The sequence below is a fragment of the Xanthomonas sp. LF02-5 genome, assembly GCF_034105325.1.
In the GTDB taxonomy this organism is placed as follows: domain Bacteria; phylum Pseudomonadota; class Gammaproteobacteria; order Xanthomonadales; family Xanthomonadaceae; genus Xanthomonas_A; species Xanthomonas_A sontii.
Map to the genome: position 1 here is coordinate 12,545 of NZ_JAXGGF010000012.1, position 15,091 is coordinate 27,635.

The 15,091-nt window shown below is 70.2% G+C and carries 15 protein-coding genes; all 15 read right to left on the reverse strand.

The features are described 5' to 3' along the window. Nucleotides 1–51 precede the first annotated feature (51 nt). Nucleotides 52–2,940 (reverse strand): diguanylate cyclase, encoded by a 2,889-nt coding sequence (locus tag SLW52_RS20735; RefSeq protein WP_320741188.1) that lies wholly within the window; start codon nt 2,938–2,940, stop codon nt 52–54. 234 nt (nt 2,941–3,174) lie between these two features. Beyond that, complete coding sequence (gene fliR / locus SLW52_RS20740; RefSeq protein ID WP_320741191.1) at nt 3,175–3,966, reverse strand: flagellar biosynthetic protein FliR; 792 nt, start codon at nt 3,964–3,966, stop codon at nt 3,175–3,177. Between the two features lie 520 nt (nt 3,967–4,486). Further along, on the reverse strand, nt 4,487–4,756 hold the full coding sequence (locus tag SLW52_RS20745) for a flagellar biosynthetic protein FliQ (protein WP_010343869.1): 270 nt from the start codon (nt 4,754–4,756) through the stop codon (nt 4,487–4,489). A gap of 4 nt (nt 4,757–4,760) precedes the next feature. Continuing rightward, nucleotides 4,761–5,591 (reverse strand): flagellar type III secretion system pore protein FliP, encoded by an 831-nt coding sequence (fliP, locus tag SLW52_RS20750; protein WP_026144375.1) that lies wholly within the window; start codon nt 5,589–5,591, stop codon nt 4,761–4,763. A 2-nt stretch (nt 5,592–5,593) separates the two neighbouring features. Beyond that, on the reverse strand, nt 5,594–6,010 hold the full coding sequence (gene fliO / locus SLW52_RS20755) for a flagellar biosynthetic protein FliO (protein WP_017911181.1): 417 nt from the start codon (nt 6,008–6,010) through the stop codon (nt 5,594–5,596). Next, a complete protein-coding gene (gene fliN, locus SLW52_RS20760; RefSeq protein ID WP_223875781.1) occupies nt 6,007–6,282 on the reverse strand; it encodes a flagellar motor switch protein FliN in 276 nt (91 codons plus the stop codon). Before fliN ends, fliO begins: the two co-directional genes overlap by 4 nt. A gap of 59 nt (nt 6,283–6,341) precedes the next feature. Continuing rightward, nucleotides 6,342–7,349 (reverse strand): flagellar motor switch protein FliM, encoded by a 1,008-nt coding sequence (gene fliM, locus SLW52_RS20765; protein WP_017911180.1) that lies wholly within the window; start codon nt 7,347–7,349, stop codon nt 6,342–6,344. 13 nt (nt 7,350–7,362) lie between these two features. Next, nucleotides 7,363–7,881: a flagellar basal body-associated FliL family protein gene (locus SLW52_RS20770; protein WP_017909004.1), complete on the reverse strand. Its 519-nt coding sequence runs from the start codon at nt 7,879–7,881 to the stop codon at nt 7,363–7,365. Nucleotides 7,882–8,130: 249 nt separating this feature from the next. Continuing rightward, nucleotides 8,131–9,429, reverse strand: coding sequence for a flagellar hook-length control protein FliK (locus SLW52_RS20775; protein ID WP_295969512.1), 1,299 nt, complete (start codon nt 9,427–9,429; stop codon nt 8,131–8,133). Next, nucleotides 9,426–9,887 (reverse strand): flagellar export protein FliJ, encoded by a 462-nt coding sequence (gene fliJ / locus SLW52_RS20780; protein WP_010341649.1) that lies wholly within the window; start codon nt 9,885–9,887, stop codon nt 9,426–9,428. The genes SLW52_RS20775 and fliJ overlap by 4 nt, the downstream gene beginning before the upstream one ends. Nucleotides 9,888–9,890: 3 nt before the next feature. Beyond that, nucleotides 9,891–11,267: a FliI/YscN family ATPase gene (locus SLW52_RS20785; protein WP_017912589.1), complete on the reverse strand. Its 1,377-nt coding sequence runs from the start codon at nt 11,265–11,267 to the stop codon at nt 9,891–9,893. Further along, nucleotides 11,264–11,887: a FliH/SctL family protein gene (locus tag SLW52_RS20790; RefSeq protein WP_320741197.1), complete on the reverse strand. Its 624-nt coding sequence runs from the start codon at nt 11,885–11,887 to the stop codon at nt 11,264–11,266. The genes SLW52_RS20785 and SLW52_RS20790 overlap by 4 nt, the downstream gene beginning before the upstream one ends. Then, nucleotides 11,884–12,873 (reverse strand): flagellar motor switch protein FliG, encoded by a 990-nt coding sequence (gene fliG / locus SLW52_RS20795; protein ID WP_295924817.1) that lies wholly within the window; start codon nt 12,871–12,873, stop codon nt 11,884–11,886. Before fliG ends, SLW52_RS20790 begins: the two co-directional genes overlap by 4 nt. Before the next feature lie 10 nt (nt 12,874–12,883). After that, the gene (fliF, locus tag SLW52_RS20800; protein ID WP_267085280.1) at nt 12,884–14,602 is read right to left on the reverse strand and encodes a flagellar basal-body MS-ring/collar protein FliF; all 1,719 of its coding nucleotides are present in this window, start codon (nt 14,600–14,602) and stop codon (nt 12,884–12,886) included. Nucleotides 14,603–14,614: 12 nt separating this feature from the next. Further along, nucleotides 14,615–14,977 (reverse strand): flagellar hook-basal body complex protein FliE, encoded by a 363-nt coding sequence (fliE, locus tag SLW52_RS20805; RefSeq protein WP_010341655.1) that lies wholly within the window; start codon nt 14,975–14,977, stop codon nt 14,615–14,617. Between the last annotated feature and the right edge of the window lie 114 nt (nt 14,978–15,091).

Here is a 15,091-nt window from a genome sequence, read left to right on the forward strand (position 1 = left end):
CCTGGCCCGGATTCCGGGCGCTGCCGCCGCGCCTCTCGGCCGCGGCGGTGGCTAGGCGAGTTGCAGCTCGACCCGGTCGCGGCCCAGCCGCTTGGCCTGGTACAGCGCCGCGTCGGCGCGCGCCAGCAGGTGCTGCAGCGGTTCGCCCGGTCGATACCAGGCCACGCCGATCGAGGCGGTGATCGCCAACTGCCGCTCGCCGATGCGCAGCGGCTGCCCGGCGATGGTGGCGCGCAGGGCCTGCAGCCGCTCGCCGCAGCTCGGCGGCAAGCCGGGCAGCACGGCCAGCAGTTCCTCGCCGCCGTAGCGGCCGACCAGGTCGGCGTCGCGCAGGTTGGCGCCCAGGCGCCGCGCCACCTCGATCAGCACCGCGTCGCCCACCAGGTGGCCGTGTTCGTCGTTGATCCGCTTGAAGTGGTCGAGGTCGATCATCGCCACTGCCAGCGGGGTCTGCTCGGCGTCGCTGCGGCGCATCTGCGCCGCCAGCGCCTCGAGGATGCCGGCGCGGTTGAGCAGGCCGGTGAGGGCGTCGTGCGAGGCCTTCACCGCCAGTGCGGCGCGGGCGATCTCCAGTTCGCGCTTGTCGTGTTCCAGCTCCTCGGTGCGCCGCGCCACCAGCTCGGCCAGTTCGCGCTGGCGCTGGTGCAGGCGGCGTTCGCGCCAGTGCAGCAGGGCCACCGCCAGGCCGCCGCCGAGCACCAGGTACAGCGCGATCATCGGCTGGCTGCGCCACCACACCGGCGCCACCGAGAACGCCACCCGCAGCGGCGCCGAGGCGCTGCGCCGGTAGGCGTCCAGCAACTGCACCTCCAGCACGTAGTGACCCGGCGCCAGCGGCGGTTGCTCGAACTCGAAGTTGGGCGTGTGCAGCCAGCGGGTGTGTGCGCCCTCGAAGCGATAGCGGAAGCTGATGCGGTTGCGCTCGTCGTACAGGTCCGGCGAGCCGACCGCGATATGCAGCGGATCCTCGCTCCAGTGCAGGCGCGCGCCCGCGGCGATGGCTGCGCCGGCACGGCTGAACTCCTTGAGCGCCAGCCTTGGCGCCTGCGCCGGGAACAGCCGCGCCGGATCCAGCAGATGGGTGACGCCACGGCTGCTGCCCAGCCATACCGAGCCGTCGTGGTCTTCCAGGAAGGCCGATTCGGACATGTCGTTCCAGAGCAGCCCCTGTGCCTGCGTCAGCCGCGACCAGGCGCGTCCGTCGTAGACGTCCACGCCCTGGTTGTGGCTGATCCAGATCCATCCGTTGCGGGTGCGGCGCAGGCTGTACAACTGCAGGCCGCTCAACTGCGCATCGGCCGGCTGCAGGTACAGGGTGTCGCCGTCGAGCCGCCCTTGCCAGGCACCGGGGCCATACAGGCTGGCCCAGGCCTGGCCATCGTCCAGGACCAGCAGTTTGCTGAGCACGGGTTGCGCCGGCGCACCATCCACGACCAGCCGGATCGGCGTCCAGGTCTCGCCACGCAGTCGGAACACGCCGGTCATGCCCACCGCCAGCACGCTGCCGTCGCCACGCTGCTGGATGTCCGAATACTCGCCACCGGGCAGCGCCTGCACCTTCTGCGGCACCGCGTCGGCGTCGGCCGCCGCCAGCAGATACACCCCGCGGTTGCTGAGGATCCACACCCGGCCGCTCGCATCCACGAACAGCTGTTTGGCGATGCCGTTCAGCGGCGGGTAGGCGCGCAGCAGCCGGCCCTGCGCGTCGTATCGGCGCAGCGCACCGACCGAGCCGATGCTCCACAGCGTGCCGTCCGCGGCGCGTTGCAGGCCGATCATCTGCGTGCCGTGGTCGCTGGGCCAGCGCTGGAAGCGGCCATCCTCGCGCAGGCGGTCGACGCCGCCCTCGTTACCGACCAGCAGGTCGCCGCGCTGGGTGCGCTGGATGCTCCAGGTCGGCGCCCGACTGATGCCCTGCGACACATCCCAGTTCTCGATCCAGCCGTAGCCGTTCCAGCGCAGCACGCCTTCGCCATCCATGCTCAGCCACAGGTCGCCGGCCTGGTCGAAGTGCATGGCGACGATGCTGCCCTCGGGCAGGCCGTTGCGACGGTCGAAACTGCGCCAGCGCCCCTGTTCCCAGCGCGCCAGGCCCTGGTTGGTCCGCACCAGCACCCGGTGCTGCGGGTCCAGCAGGATCGGCGTGCGCCAGGTCACCAGGGCCGGTCCGTCCAGCCCGGGGGGTGTCTGCTCCTGGAAGCGCGTCGCGCCGGCCTGCAGCCGCATCACCTTGCGGCTGCCGACGACCCACAGGTTCCCGTCGCGGTCGCGCACCGCATTGCGCCAGAATTCGGCGGGCAGGCCCTGGGTCTGGTCGTAGCGGGTGGCGCGACCGTCGGCATCGATCCGGCACAAGGCCTTGGCGCAGCCCAGCCACAGTGTGTCGTCGACGACGAACAGGTCGTGGATGTCGGCCAGCTCCGGTTGCCGCGCCAGCGTCGCCGCATCGAACAGGGGCTGCAGTTCCCATCCCTTCGCATCGGCCTTGCGCACCGCGCGCAGCAGGCGGTGGTCGTCCAGCACCACCGTGCCCCAGGCCGGTGCGGCCAGGCGCGGGCGGTTCAGCTGGCGATGCGACGGCAGGCTGTTGTGGTCCAGCGGGAGCCACCGTGCCGGCGCGCCGTCGTCCACGTAGATCGCATCGAAGGTGGCTACCCACAGCCGCCGCTGGGCGTCCTCGGCGGCATCGGAGATGTAATGGCCGCCGTGGCCCTGCAGCTTCACTTGCTGGAACTGGTCGCCGTCGAAGGCATACAGGCCGCTTTCGCTGCAGACCAGCAGGCTGCCGTCGCGACGCTGCAGCAGACAGGTGCCGGCCAGGCCGAGCAGGCCCTGGTCCTGCGCATAGTGCCGCAACGGGATCACCTGGGCCTGTGTCGCCCCGGTGCATGTCAGTGCCGACAGCAGCAGCCACAGCGGCCCCCACAGGCGTCGACCCATGACCGTGCGCATGCGCGCTCAGCCGCCGCTGCACCGCCGTGGGACACGGCGATGGCAGGCACGAGCGGGCTCTGGCGGGCGATAGGGCATGGCGTACGGCGAGCGATGGAAGGAAGGACGGACCGCGGCGATCGACGGGATCCGGGACGGTCGGCGCTGCCGCCGCCCATCCTGGCCCGCCAACGGTAGCCTGCCGTCGGTATCGGCCGCGTCGCGGCGCAGCTTGAGCGCCGGCTAGGCGGTCAGCGCGCGCGCGGCGTTGAAGGCGGCATCGAACAGCCGCTGCACCGGCGCCCCCATCTCGCCGACCAGCACCGCCAGCAGCGCCAGGCCCAGCACCACCGCCACCGGCAGGCCGAGCTGGATCGGGTTCAGCGATGGGGCCGCCTTGGCCAGCGCGCCGAAGGCCAGGTTCACCGCCATCATCGCCACCATGACCGGCAGCGCCAGGGTCACCGCCCCGCGCATGATGCTCATGAAGAAGTTCGGCGCCACCGAGGCCATGGCCTGCGCATCGGGCAGCGCGGTACCGATCGGCAGCGCCTTGTAGCTGTCCACCAGCAGCGACATCACCGCCAGATGCCCGTTGGCGGTGAAGAACATCATGCCGAAGGCCAGGTAGAACCACTGGCCGATCACCGGCGAGTTGACCCCGCGCAGCGGATCGGCCATCTGCGCGAAGCCCAGGCCGGTGCTCTGCGAGACCAGTTCCCCGGCCATCGCCCCGGCCTCGAAGATCATCCGCAGCATGAAGCCCATGCTGGCCCCCACCGCCAGCTCCCGCGCCACGCTGAGCACCACCGCGGCATTGAACCCGTCCCAGTCCGGCACCGGCGGCAGGATCGGCGCCAGCGCAATCGCCAGCGTCCCGGCCAGGATCACCCGCACCCGCCCCGGCACCGCCTTGCTCCCGACCATCGGCATCACCGTCAACATCGCCCCGATCCGCAGCATCGTCCACAGCACCGCCCCGATCATCGCGAACGCCCGCGACCCATCGACGACCATTTGCGTGGCGGCATCCATCAGCCCGAGACCCCGGCAGACAGCAGGAAGGAACGGCCAGCCCCGACCGCGCAACGCGAGCGGTCTGCAGCCAAAGACGGACGAGCGCATTCGCGAACAACAACGGAAACAGTACGGGCACACAAGACAACGCTCCCATGGCCACAGCTATAGCTTTTGCCGTTGCCGTTGCCGTTGCTGTTGTTTTTGCTGCTGCTTTGCTCTTGATCCACCGGGTCCCCTCCGCAGCGGCGGAGCTGGCGGGCAAAACCCCCCGAAGGGGGGCGGCGCACAAGGATGTGCGCCGTTTTCGGCCGGGGCAGGATGCCCCGTCCGAAAATCCCGTTAGCGGAGCGGACCCGCGCAGCGGGCGCTGCGGCGGGGTGTGCTTTCTTTTGGTTACTTTTCTTTGCACAAGCAAAGAAAAGTGACTCGCCGCCAGGCGAAAGCTCTTGCTGTTGCTCTCCAAACCTAGAAAAGCGAGCAGAAGAGGCATCCACTACACAGGGAGCGATCAGGGCAGCAGGCGCAGCCATCCCCGCTACCCAATCAAATGCGGAATACGCTGAAACAGCATCGTCGTGTACTCCACCAGATGCGCCAGCAACATACTCCCCGTCGCAAACAACATCGCCGTCAACGCCACCACCTTCGCGATGAACGCAATGGTCGGCTCATTGAGCTGCGTCGCCGCCTGGAACACACCGATCACCACACCTACCGCCAACATCGCCAGCAACAACGGCCCCGCCACCCACAACACCGTGATCAACCCGCCACGCAACTCCGTCAGCGCCAGTTCCGGACTCATGGCCTCAGACCCCGTTGAAACTGGCGGCCAGCGTGCCGACCGTCAGCACCCAGCCATCGACCAGCACGAACAGCAGAATCTTGAACGGCGCCGAGATCAGCATCGGCGACATCATCATCATGCCCATCGACATCAGCACGCTGGCCACCACCAGATCGATGATCACGAACGGGATGAAGATCAGAAAGCCGATCTCGAACGCCGTCTTCAGCTCGCTGGTCACGAACGAGGCCACCAGCACCTGGAACGGCACCGCATCCGGGCCGCTGTAGGTGCCGTTGCCGGCCATGCCGGCGAAGGTCATCAGGTCGGTCTCGCGCACCTGTGCCAGCATGAACGCGCGCAGCGGCTGCGTGGTCAGCGTCCACGCCGTCTGGAAATCGATCTGGCCGTTGAGATACGGGCTCATGCCCTGGCCCCAGGCCTTTTCCCACACCGGCATCATCACCAACGCGGTCAGGAACAGCGCCAGGCCCATCAGCACCTGGTTGGACGGCGTCTGCCCGGTGCCCAGCGCCTGCCGCAGCAGGCCGAGCACGATGGTGATGCGGGTGAAGGCGGTCAGCACCAGCAGCAGCGACGGCAGCAGGGTGATGGCCGTCATCAGCAGCAGCGTCTGCAGCGGCAGGCTCACCGGCTGCGCGCCGATCTTGCCGACGTTGACCTCCGGCAGCGAGGGCAGGGTGGGCGCGGCGTTCTGCGGATTCTGCGCGGTCGGCGTGGCGGCGGGCGCCTGCGCGGCCTGCGCCCAGGCAAAGGCGGGCAGCAGGCTCAGCGTCAGCAGGATCAGCAGCAGGCGCAGCCGGCGGGCGTTGCGGTTCCAGAAAAACGGCATGGTCATTTGTCCTTGCGCAGCTTCTGCGCCAGAAGCTGGGCGAAATCGGGAAGCTGCTTGAACGGCTTGATCGAGGGCAGGGTCGGCGCGGGCGCCTGCGGCAGCGGCTCGGGCAGCTGATGCAAGGTGCGTACCCCGCCGGGCGAGACGCCGAGCAGCAGCTGTTCGCCGTTGACCTCGACCACCACCACCCGCTCCTTGGCGCCGACCGCCAGGCTGGCGACCACGCGCAGGCCTTGCGCCGGGCGGAAGCCGCTGCCGGGCAGGCGCTTGAGCACCCAGGCCATGGCCAGGATCAGGCCCAGCACCAGCAGCAGCGCGAACACCGCGCCGAGCAGGCTGGGCGCCGACGGTGCCGCGTTGCCGACGCCCGAGCCGTGCTTGGCGGTCTGCGTGGCGACGGCGAGCAGCAGGCTCACCGCAGTCTCCGGATGCGCTCGCTGGGGCTGACCACGTCGGTCAGGCGCACGCCGAAGCGGTCGTTGATGGTCACCACCTCGCCGTGCGCGATCAGGGTGCCGTTGACGTAGACGTCCAGCGGTTCGCCGGCGCCGCGCTCCAGTTCCACCACCGAACCCTGGTTGAGCTGCAGCAGGTTGCGGATCGGAATGCGGCTGCGGCCGACTTCCAGCGACAGCGTCACCGGCACGTCCAGGATCACGTCCAGGTTCAGGTCGTTGGACTCGGCCATGGCGTCCGGCTGCAGGCTGTCGAACTGGGCCGGCGCCGGCTGGGTGGGATCGGTCTGGGTCATGGCAGGTCTTCCTGGGGAGCGGGGCGGCGGCGCAGCGCGCCGGGGGGATGGGTGGCGGTGATCTTCACCGCGTTCTGGCCGTGCGAGATGCCGAACTCGCCGGTGAACACCGGGATGTTCTCCACGCACAGCGGCACCTGCTTGGGCAGGTCGATCGGCAGCACGTCGCCGATCTTCAAGCGGGTCAACTCGCGCAGGCTCATCTGCTTCTGCGCCAGCACGCTGGAGATGGTGACCTCCGAGCCGAACAGCTGCTCGCGCAGCATGATGTTCCAGCTCTCGTCGCGGTCCACGCGGTCGCTCTGGATGCCGGCGTCGAGCAGTTCGCGGATCGGCTCCAGCATCGAGTACGGCAGGGTCACGTGGATCTCGCCGCCGCCGCCTTCCAGCTCCACGTGGAAGCGGCTGACCACCACGTACTCGCGCGGGGTGACGATGTTGGCGAAGTGCGGGTTGACCTCGGAATTGAGGTACTCGAACTCCACTTCCATCACCGGCGCCCAGGCTTCGGCCAGGTCGGCGAAGGTCTGCTTGAGCATCAGCTGGATCACCCGCATCTCGGTGGGGGTGAACTCGCGGCCCTCGATGCGGGTGGGGTAACGGCCGTCGCCGCCGAAGAAGTTGTCGACCACGGTGAACACCAGGGTCGGCTCGAACACGATCAGGCCGGTGCCGCGCAGCGGCTTGAACTTGATCAGGTTCAGGTTGCTCGGCACGTACAGCGAGTGCATGTAGTCGTTGAACTTGATCAGGTCGATGCCGCGCACCGACAGGTCGGCCGAGCGCCGGATCAGGTTGAACAGGCCGATCCGCCACAGGCGCGCGAAGCGCTCGTTGACCATCTCCAGGGTCGGCATGCGCCCACGGATGATCCGGTCCTGGCTGGAGAAGTCGTAGTTGCGCGCCTCGCCCGGCTCGGCCGGCGCCGGCTCGGTGTCCACCACGCCCGCGTCGACGCCGTGCAGCAGGGCATCGATCTCGTCTTGGGAGAGCAGGTCGGTCATCGCGGCAGCGCCTTTACTGGGTGACGAAGCTGGTGAACAGGAGTTCTTCCACGCACTTCTTGCCGGTCTCGGCGGTCATCAGCTTCTGCGCGTCGGCCAGCGCCGCGGCCTGCAGCTTCTTGCGCCCATCGATGTTGGCGATGTCCTGCGCCTGCACCTGCGAGAACAGCATCAGCAGGTGCGCACGGATCGCCGGGGCGTTCTCGGTGATCAGCTTCAGTTCTTCCGGGTCGCGGGTCATCAACTGCACTTCCAGCTGCAGGTAATGCGGGCCGTCTTCCGCGCCGCCGTTGAGATTGACCACGAACGCCGGGTCCATCGCGAAGTACTGCGCCGGCTTGGGGATCTCGGCGGTCTTTTCCTCGGCCTTGGCGTGGCCGCCCTCGGGCTTCTTCAGGAAGAAGAACGCGCCGGCACCGCCGCCGCCCAGCACCAGTACCGCCGCGACGACGATGATCAGCAGCTTCTTCTTCGACTTGCCGCCTTCCGGGGCGTCCTTGGCGTCTTTCTTGGATTTGTCGGCGGCTGACACTGAGCGGGCTCCTGAGGGGGGTCTGCCCCTGAGGATGCAATCGCCGTGCCGAAACCGGGCGCCTGGCGCGCCGGGTGTTTGACGGCGCCGCCGCGCGCCATGCCGGCGCGGGCCGAGACCGTTGTGGGAGAGGGGGTCGGGCCCAGCGGAGGGGCCTCAACCCCGACGTATCCTTCCGACGAACGTCGAGGCCGAGACCCGTCCCACTCCCTCGATCGCCGTGAAGGGGCGGCGGCGCGCCCCGGATCGTCAGGCGTAGGCGTCGAGCAGACCGCGCTGGCGCAACACCACTGCCGGAATCCCGACGCTGCCGGACAGGTCGTCGGCGAGCTCGCCGCCGCTGCGGCCGCCGCCCTGCGGCGTGCCCTGCGCATTGGCCTGCTGTTGCTGCGGCTGCTGCTGGCCGACGTCGGCCTGGCCGAGCTGGAAGCCGTGCTGGCCGAGCATGTCGCGCAGGCGCGGCAGGCTGTTCTCGAGGGCCTGGCGCACGTCGGCCTGGTTGCTGCTGAAGCTGGCGTTGACCTGGTCGCCGGTCATGTGCAGGCGCACTTCGACCGGGCCGAGCTCGGCCGGATTGAGCTTGATGTGGGCGTGGCCGATCTTCTGGTCGGCCAGCCAGCTGATGCGCGCGCCCAGTTCCTCGTCGAACTGGTTGCCGTGCAGGTTCGGGGTCGGCGTGGGCGAGCCGGTGAACGGCTGCGGATCGGCCAGCCGCGCCGTGGCGTGCAGCGGGGCCGCCGCCGCGGTCGGCACGATCGCGCTGGGATCGGCGGCGGGCGCGGCGTCGCCGCTCTCGCCACTCTTGCCGCCGGCCGCGGCGGCGATGGCGGCCAGCGCCGCCAACGGCGCCGCGGTGTCGGCGCCGCTCGCCTTGTCGGCGGACCCGGCCTGCGCCAACAGCATCGCGCCGAAGCCGCCGGCCGCAGAGGCCGGGGCGGTGCTGGCCGTTGCGGCAGTCGGATCGGTGGCGCCGGCCGCGGTCTGGGCCGCGGCGTCGCCGCCGAGCAGGGCGCCCACGCCGTTGGCCACGGCGCCGGCGACGCCGACCGCCAGCCCGGCCGCTGCGCCCAGCGGGGTCGCGGTGGCCGCCGGCAGCACTGCCGCGCCGATCGCCGGCAGCAGGCCCAGGCCGATGCCGGCCAGCCCGGCCGGCGGCCAGGCGCTGTCGTCGGACTTGGCGTCCTCGTGCTTGTCTTCGGTCTTGGCCTTGCTCTTGTCGCTGCCCGAGGCCTTGGTCTCGGTGCTGCTCTTCTCGGCGTCCTGGGCGACCTTGTCGCCGGCCTGCGCGGTGCGCGCGGGGTCGCTGGCGGTGTCGTCCGCGGCGGCCGGACGCTTGTCCGCCTGGTCCTTGCCGGCGTTCTGCGCCGGCTTGGGCGTCTCGCGGGCGGCGGGCTTGGGCGCGGTGGTACGCGCCGAGCCGCCGCCGCCGAGCAGCTTGGCGAAGTCCTTGTCCTTGCCGCCGGCGCGGTCGGTGCCCTGCGTGTCGTTGCCGCCGCCGATCTGGCTGGCGCGGCCACTGCCGCCCAGCGCGGAAAGCGCGTTGTTCATCGTCCGTCTCCGTCATCGTGTTCGTCGGCGGTGGCCGCCAGGCGCGCGCGGCGCGCGCCCAGGTCGTCCATCTCGCGCTGGCTGCGGCGGTCGTCGACCTTGCGTTCCTGCGCGCGGTAGCTGGCCGCGAGCTGTTCCAGCACCTGCTTGTCGCGGCTGGCCAGCAGCAGCCGGCTGCGCTCCATCTCCACCTTTTCGCGGTTGCGGTCCACGGTCTGGCACTGCTGCTGCACCGCGCTCTCCAGCCGGTCCAGGAAGGCGCGGCGGTTGGCCAGTTGCGCCAGGCTGGTCGCGGCCATCTGGCTGTTGGCGTACTCCTCGGCGTAGCGGCGCAGTTCCTCCAGCCGCGACTCGTGGGTGGCCAGGGCGCGCTGGCGCTCGGCGAGATCGCGCGCGACCTCGTCTTCGTGCTGCTGGGCGCGGCGGAGCAGGGGATCGAGACGTTGCGATTGCATCATGGCTTAGTTCTCGCGGTCGACCAGGCGCTTGAGGGCGGCCTGGCTGTGGGGCAGATCTGCGGCTTTGGCGACGTCCTGTCCGAGGAATTCCATGATCTCCGGCCAGCGCTCCAGCGCTTCGTCCACGGCCGGATCGTTGCCGCGCTGATAGGCGCCGATGGTGATCAGGTCGCGGTTGGCCGAGTACGCCGACACCAGCCGCTTCAGCGAGCGGATGCGCAGGCGCCACGGCTCGTCGGCGATGTCCTGGACCACGCGGCTGACCGAGGACTCGACGTCGATGGCCGGGTACAGGCCGCTGTCGGCGACGCGCCGCGACAGCAGGATGTGGCCGTCGAGGATGGCGCGCGCGGCATCGGCGATCGGGTCCTGCGGATCGTCGCCTTCGGTGAGCACGGTGTAGAAGGCGGTGATCGAGCCGCGGCCCTTGGCGCCGTTGCCGGCGCGTTCGACCAGCGCCGGCAGCTTGGCGAACACCGACGGCGGATAGCCGCGGGTGGTCGGCGGCTCGCCCACCGACAGGCCGATCTCGCGCTGGGCCTGGGCGAAGCGGGTCAGCGAGTCCATCAGCAGCAGCACGTTCAGGCCCTGGTCGCGGAACCACTCGGCGATGGCGGTGGCGCGGTAGGCGCCGTGCAGGCGCGCCAGTGGCGGGCGGTCGGCCGGGGCGGCGACCACCACGGCGCGGCGCAGGCCTTCCTCGCCCAGGGTGGTCTCGACGAAATCGCGCACTTCGCGGCCGCGTTCGCCGATCAGCCCGACCACGATCACGTCGGCGGCGGTGTAGCGGGTCATCATGCCCAGCAGGGTGGACTTGCCGACGCCGGAGCCGGCGAACAGGCCCACGCGCTGGCCGCGGCCGATCGGCAGCAGCGCGTTGATCGCGCGCACGCCCACGTCCAGCGGGGTGGTGATCGGTTCGCGCGCCAGCGGGTTGATCGACACGCCGGCCATGCCCACCGAGCCTTCGGCGCGGATCGGGCCCTTGCCGTCCAGCGGCACGCCGTCCGAGTCGATCACCCGGCCGAGCAGGCCTTCGCCCACTTCGACGCCGCCGCGGCGGTGCAGCGGCACCACCCGCGCGTTGGGTAGCAGGCCGTGGGTTTCGGCGCTGGGCATCAGCGAGGTGCGGTCGCCGGAGAAGCCGACCACTTCCGCGTCGACCCAGCCGCCGTCGACCTCGACCTTGCAGGTGGCGCCCATCGGCGCCTCGCAACCGACCGCTTCCAGGGTCAGGCCGACCGCGCGGCGCAGGATGCCTTCGCGGATCAGGCCGCGGCCGGCGGCCACGTCCAGATCGAGCTTGCCGAGGCGGCCGGCCAGGCGCAGGTTGCGCGCATCCAGCCAGTCGGCGGGGTGGGTGCCGGACAGCGCGCTCACAGGCCCGCTCCGGACTTGCGCATCACCGTTTCCAGGGCCGCGCGCAGGCGCGCCTCGAGGGTGCCGTCGATGCGCACCGATTCGGCATGCACGCGCAGGTCGCCGCGGCTCAGGCTCAGGTCCGGCACCAGCCGGATGCCCTGATCCATCAGCGTCAGCAGCGGGGTCAGCGCGGCGATGTCGTCCGGGTGCAGGCGCACCTCGACGTCGCGGCGCGCGCCGCCGACCGCGTCCAGCGCCTCGGCGACCAGTTCCGACAGCAGCACCGGGTCGGCCTGGTAGGCGCGGCCGACCAGGCTGCCGGCGATGCGCACGGCCAGCTCGCCGAGCGCGCCGACCACCTCGTTCTCCAGCCGCGCCAGCGGCCGCGAGAAGTTGTCCAGGATGCCTTCGATCTGTGCGGTGAGGCGGCGGATCTCGGCCTGGCCCTGGGCCAGGCCCTCGGCGTGGCCGCGTTCGAAGCCTTCATGCTGTGCCGCGGCCTCGATCGCCTGGATCTCCTCCAGGCTCGGCGGACGCAGCACCGGCTCGTCCGGCAGCGCGTCTTCGTAGGGCAGCGCCGCCAGCGCGGGCGGGGCATCGAGTTCCGGCGCCAGCCAGCGCACCACGTTGCCGTTCATACCATGGCCTCCGCACCGCTACCGCCCAGGCTGATCACGCCCTCGTCGGCCAGGCGCCGCACGATCGCCAGGATCTCCTTCTGCGCGGCCTCCACGTCGGCCAGGCGCACCGGGCCGCGCGCTTCCATGTCTTCCAGCAGGATCTCGGCGGCGCGCTGGGACATGTTCTTGGTGATCTTGTCGCGCACCTTGATGTCGGCGCCGCGCAGGGCCAGGCCGAGACGGTCGCCGCTGACTTCGCGCAGCATGGTCTGCAGGCCGCGGTCGTCCAGCTCCACCAGGTTGTCGAACACGAACATCAGGTCCTGGATGCGGCTGCCCAGGTCGGCGTCGATCTTGCTGATCGCCGACAGCACGCCCTGGTCCGAGCCGCTGTCCAGGAAGTTGAGGATGTTGGCGGCGACCTTGACCCCGCCCACGTTGGACGACTTCAGGTTCTGGTTGCCGGAGAACTGCCGCTCCATGATCTCGTTGAGCTCGTTGAGCGCGTGCGGCGGGATGCCGTCGAGGGTGGCGATGCGCATCAGCACGTCGGCGCGGGTGCGCTCGGGCAGCAGCTTCAGCGCCTCGGCGGCCTGGTCGCTGTCCAGGTGCGCCATCACGATGGCGATGATCTGCGGATGCTCGTTGCGCACCAGGTCGGCGATGGAGCGCGGGTCCATCCACTTCAGGGTGTCCAGGCCGGTGGTGTTGCGGCCCAGCAGGATGCGGTCGATCAGGCTGCCGGCCTTGTCGGCGCCCAGCGCCTGCACCAGCACGTTGCGGATGTAGTCGTCGGCGCCCACGCCCAGCGAGGTCTTGCTGCCCAGCTCGGCGTTGAACTCCTCCATGACCTTCTCGACCTGGTCGCGCGAGATGCCGCTCAGCGTCGCCATGGCGATGCCGATCTTCTGCACCTCCTTGGGGTCCATGTGCTTGAGCACCTCGGCCGCGTCGGCCTCGCCGAGCGACAGCAGCAGCACGGCGGCGCGCTGGGTGCCATTCATTGCGTTCGCATCAGGCTTCACTGGCGACCCATCCCTTCACGACCTGCGCCACGCGCTTGGAATCCTGTTTGACCGCTTCGCGGGCCTGACGCAACCGTTCCTCGTAGGCGTCGGGCAGGGCGATGGCGGGGTTGCCGCCAGCGCCGCCGCTGAGGCTGGCGGTGTCCTCGCCCAGCGACGGCAGCAGCGGGTTGTCGTCGTCGAGCATCGACAGCTTGGCGTCGCGCGGCTCGTTGCCGTCGCGGTCGTGGCCCACCGACGCGGCCGGCGCGGGACCGGCGATCTGGCGCAGCGCCGGGCGCAGCACGCCGAACAGCAGCGCCAGCACCACCGCCGCACCCAGCACCAGGCGCGCGACGTTCATCACCCGCGGATCTTCCCACCAACCGGGCTTGTCGGCCGCTTCCGGGGCCTGGCGGACGAACGGGGCGTTCATCACCGAGACGGTGTCGCCGCGTTCGGCGTTGAAGCCCACCGCCTGCTTGACCAGGCCTTCGATGCGGGTCAGCTCGGCGGCGCTGAGCGCCTGCTCGGTCATCTTGCCCTTGGCGCCCGGCCGCATCACGTGGTCCACCAGCACCGCCACCGAGACGCGCTTGATGCGTCCGGCCGGCTGCCGGGTGTGCTGCAGGGTGCGGTCCAGCTCGTAGTTGCGGGTGGCGCTCTTGGAGCTTTCGGTCGGGGGCGCGGCGGCGGCCTGCTGGGTGCCGGTGCCGGCGACGGGCGGGGCACCGGTGGCGCCCGGCTGGCCCGGCGCGCTGCCCGGCGAGTTGCTGGTCGCGCCGGGCGCGCCCTGCGGGCCGCTGGTGCTGGTGCTGCTGTCGCTGACCTGCTCGCTGCGCAGCTTCGGCGGGTCGCCGTTGTACAGCTCGCGCGCTTCCTCGACCACCGAGAAGTCCATGTCCACGTTCACTTCCGGGTTGACCCGGCCCGGGCCGGTCATCGGCTCCAGCAGTTCGCGGATGCGCTGGTTGTAGGCGCTTTCCTGGCGGCGCACCTGATCGAACTGGGCGGCGTTGAGCGCGGCGTCGCTGTTGGGGTCGGCGATGGTCAGCATGCGCCCGCTCTGGTCGACCACGGTAACGCGGTCCGGCGCCAGGTCGGGGATGCTGGAGGCGACCATGTTGACGATCGCATCGACCTGGTTGCGTTCCAGGGTGGTGCCGCCGCGCAGTTCCAGCACCACCGAGGCGCTGGCGGCCTCGCGCTGGCGAGTGAACGCGCTCGGCTTGGGGATGGCCAGATGCACCCGCGCCTCGCGCACCGGGCGCAGGCTGGCGATGGTGCGCGCCAGTTCGGTTTCCAGGGCGTGCTGGTAGCGCGCGTTCTCCACGAACTGGCTGACCCCGAAGCCGGGATCCTTTTCCATCACTTCGAAGCCCATGTTGCCGTTGTCGGTCAGGCCGGCGCCGGCCAGCTTCAGCCGCGCGTCGTACAGCTTGTCCTCCGGCACGGTGATCGCACCGGTGGCCTGGTCGAGCTTGAACGGGATCTGCGCGGTGCGCAGCAGGTCGGTGGCCTCGGCCGTGCCCTTCTCGTCCAGGCCGGTGTACAGGGGAGTGTAGGCCGGCTTCTGCGACCAGAAGAACACGAACAGGCCGGCGGCCACGGCCACCGCGATCATCGCCATCAGGCCGATGCGCCGGGTGAGCTGCAGGCTCTGCAGGCGGTCGAACCAGGCCCCGGCCTTTTCGCTGTTGAATGTGTCTTTGCTGATCGCAAGCGCCATCGTCTTCTACCCTTACAGCGGCATGTTCATCACGTCCTGGTACGCCTGGACGAGTCGGTTGCGGACTTCCACGGTAGCGCGAAACGCCACCTGGGACTGTTGCGCGGCCAGCATCACCTTGGCCAGGTCGGCGCTGGGGTCGCCCAGTTCGAAGGCCTTGGCGAGGTCGCCGGACTTCTGCTGGGCCTCGTTCACGCCGCCGATCGCGTTGCGCAGGGTCTCGGTGAAGCTCGGGCCCTGCACGCCCTGGCTGCCGCCCAGGCCTTCGATCGCATTGCTGCGGCCGACATCGCCCACCCGCGTCTGCGCCGCCTGGCCGACCTGGCCCTGGTAGCTGCGGATCTGCGAAAGAATGGAGCTGATGGAGTCGCTCATACGGTGAAGTCCCTGCCGGGAGACGGCTTGCCCGTATGCAATGCAAGCGGTGTGCCGAAACGGCACTCACGTGTTGCGCAGCCTCCGGACAGGCGTGCGCGGGGAAGGCCGGCA

Excerpts from the sequence above, each read along its gene's own strand:
- SLW52_RS20735 (WP_320741188.1), bottom strand. The coding sequence starts at position 2,940 with ATGGGTCGACGCCTGTGGGGGCCGCTGTGGCTGCTGCTGTCGGCACTG.
- fliR (WP_320741191.1), bottom strand. The coding sequence starts at position 3,966 with ATGGATGCCGCCACGCAAATGGTCGTCGATGGGTCGCGGGCGTTCGCG.
- SLW52_RS20745 (WP_010343869.1), bottom strand. The coding sequence starts at position 4,756 with ATGAGTCCGGAACTGGCGCTGACGGAGTTGCGTGGCGGGTTGATCACG.
- fliP (WP_026144375.1), bottom strand. The coding sequence starts at position 5,591 with ATGCCGTTTTTCTGGAACCGCAACGCCCGCCGGCTGCGCCTGCTGCTG.
- fliN (WP_223875781.1), bottom strand. The coding sequence starts at position 6,282 with ATGGCCGAGTCCAACGACCTGAACCTGGACGTGATCCTGGACGTGCCG.
- fliM (WP_017911180.1), bottom strand. The coding sequence starts at position 7,349 with ATGACCGACCTGCTCTCCCAAGACGAGATCGATGCCCTGCTGCACGGC.
- SLW52_RS20775 (WP_295969512.1), bottom strand. The coding sequence starts at position 9,429 with ATGAACAACGCGCTTTCCGCGCTGGGCGGCAGTGGCCGCGCCAGCCAG.
- fliJ (WP_010341649.1), bottom strand. The coding sequence starts at position 9,887 with ATGATGCAATCGCAACGTCTCGATCCCCTGCTCCGCCGCGCCCAGCAG.
- SLW52_RS20790 (WP_320741197.1), bottom strand. The coding sequence starts at position 11,887 with ATGAACGGCAACGTGGTGCGCTGGCTGGCGCCGGAACTCGATGCCCCG.
- fliG (WP_295924817.1), bottom strand. The coding sequence starts at position 12,873 with ATGAATGGCACCCAGCGCGCCGCCGTGCTGCTGCTGTCGCTCGGCGAG.
- fliF (WP_267085280.1), bottom strand. The coding sequence starts at position 14,602 with ATGGCGCTTGCGATCAGCAAAGACACATTCAACAGCGAAAAGGCCGGG.
- fliE (WP_010341655.1), bottom strand. The coding sequence starts at position 14,977 with ATGAGCGACTCCATCAGCTCCATTCTTTCGCAGATCCGCAGCTACCAG.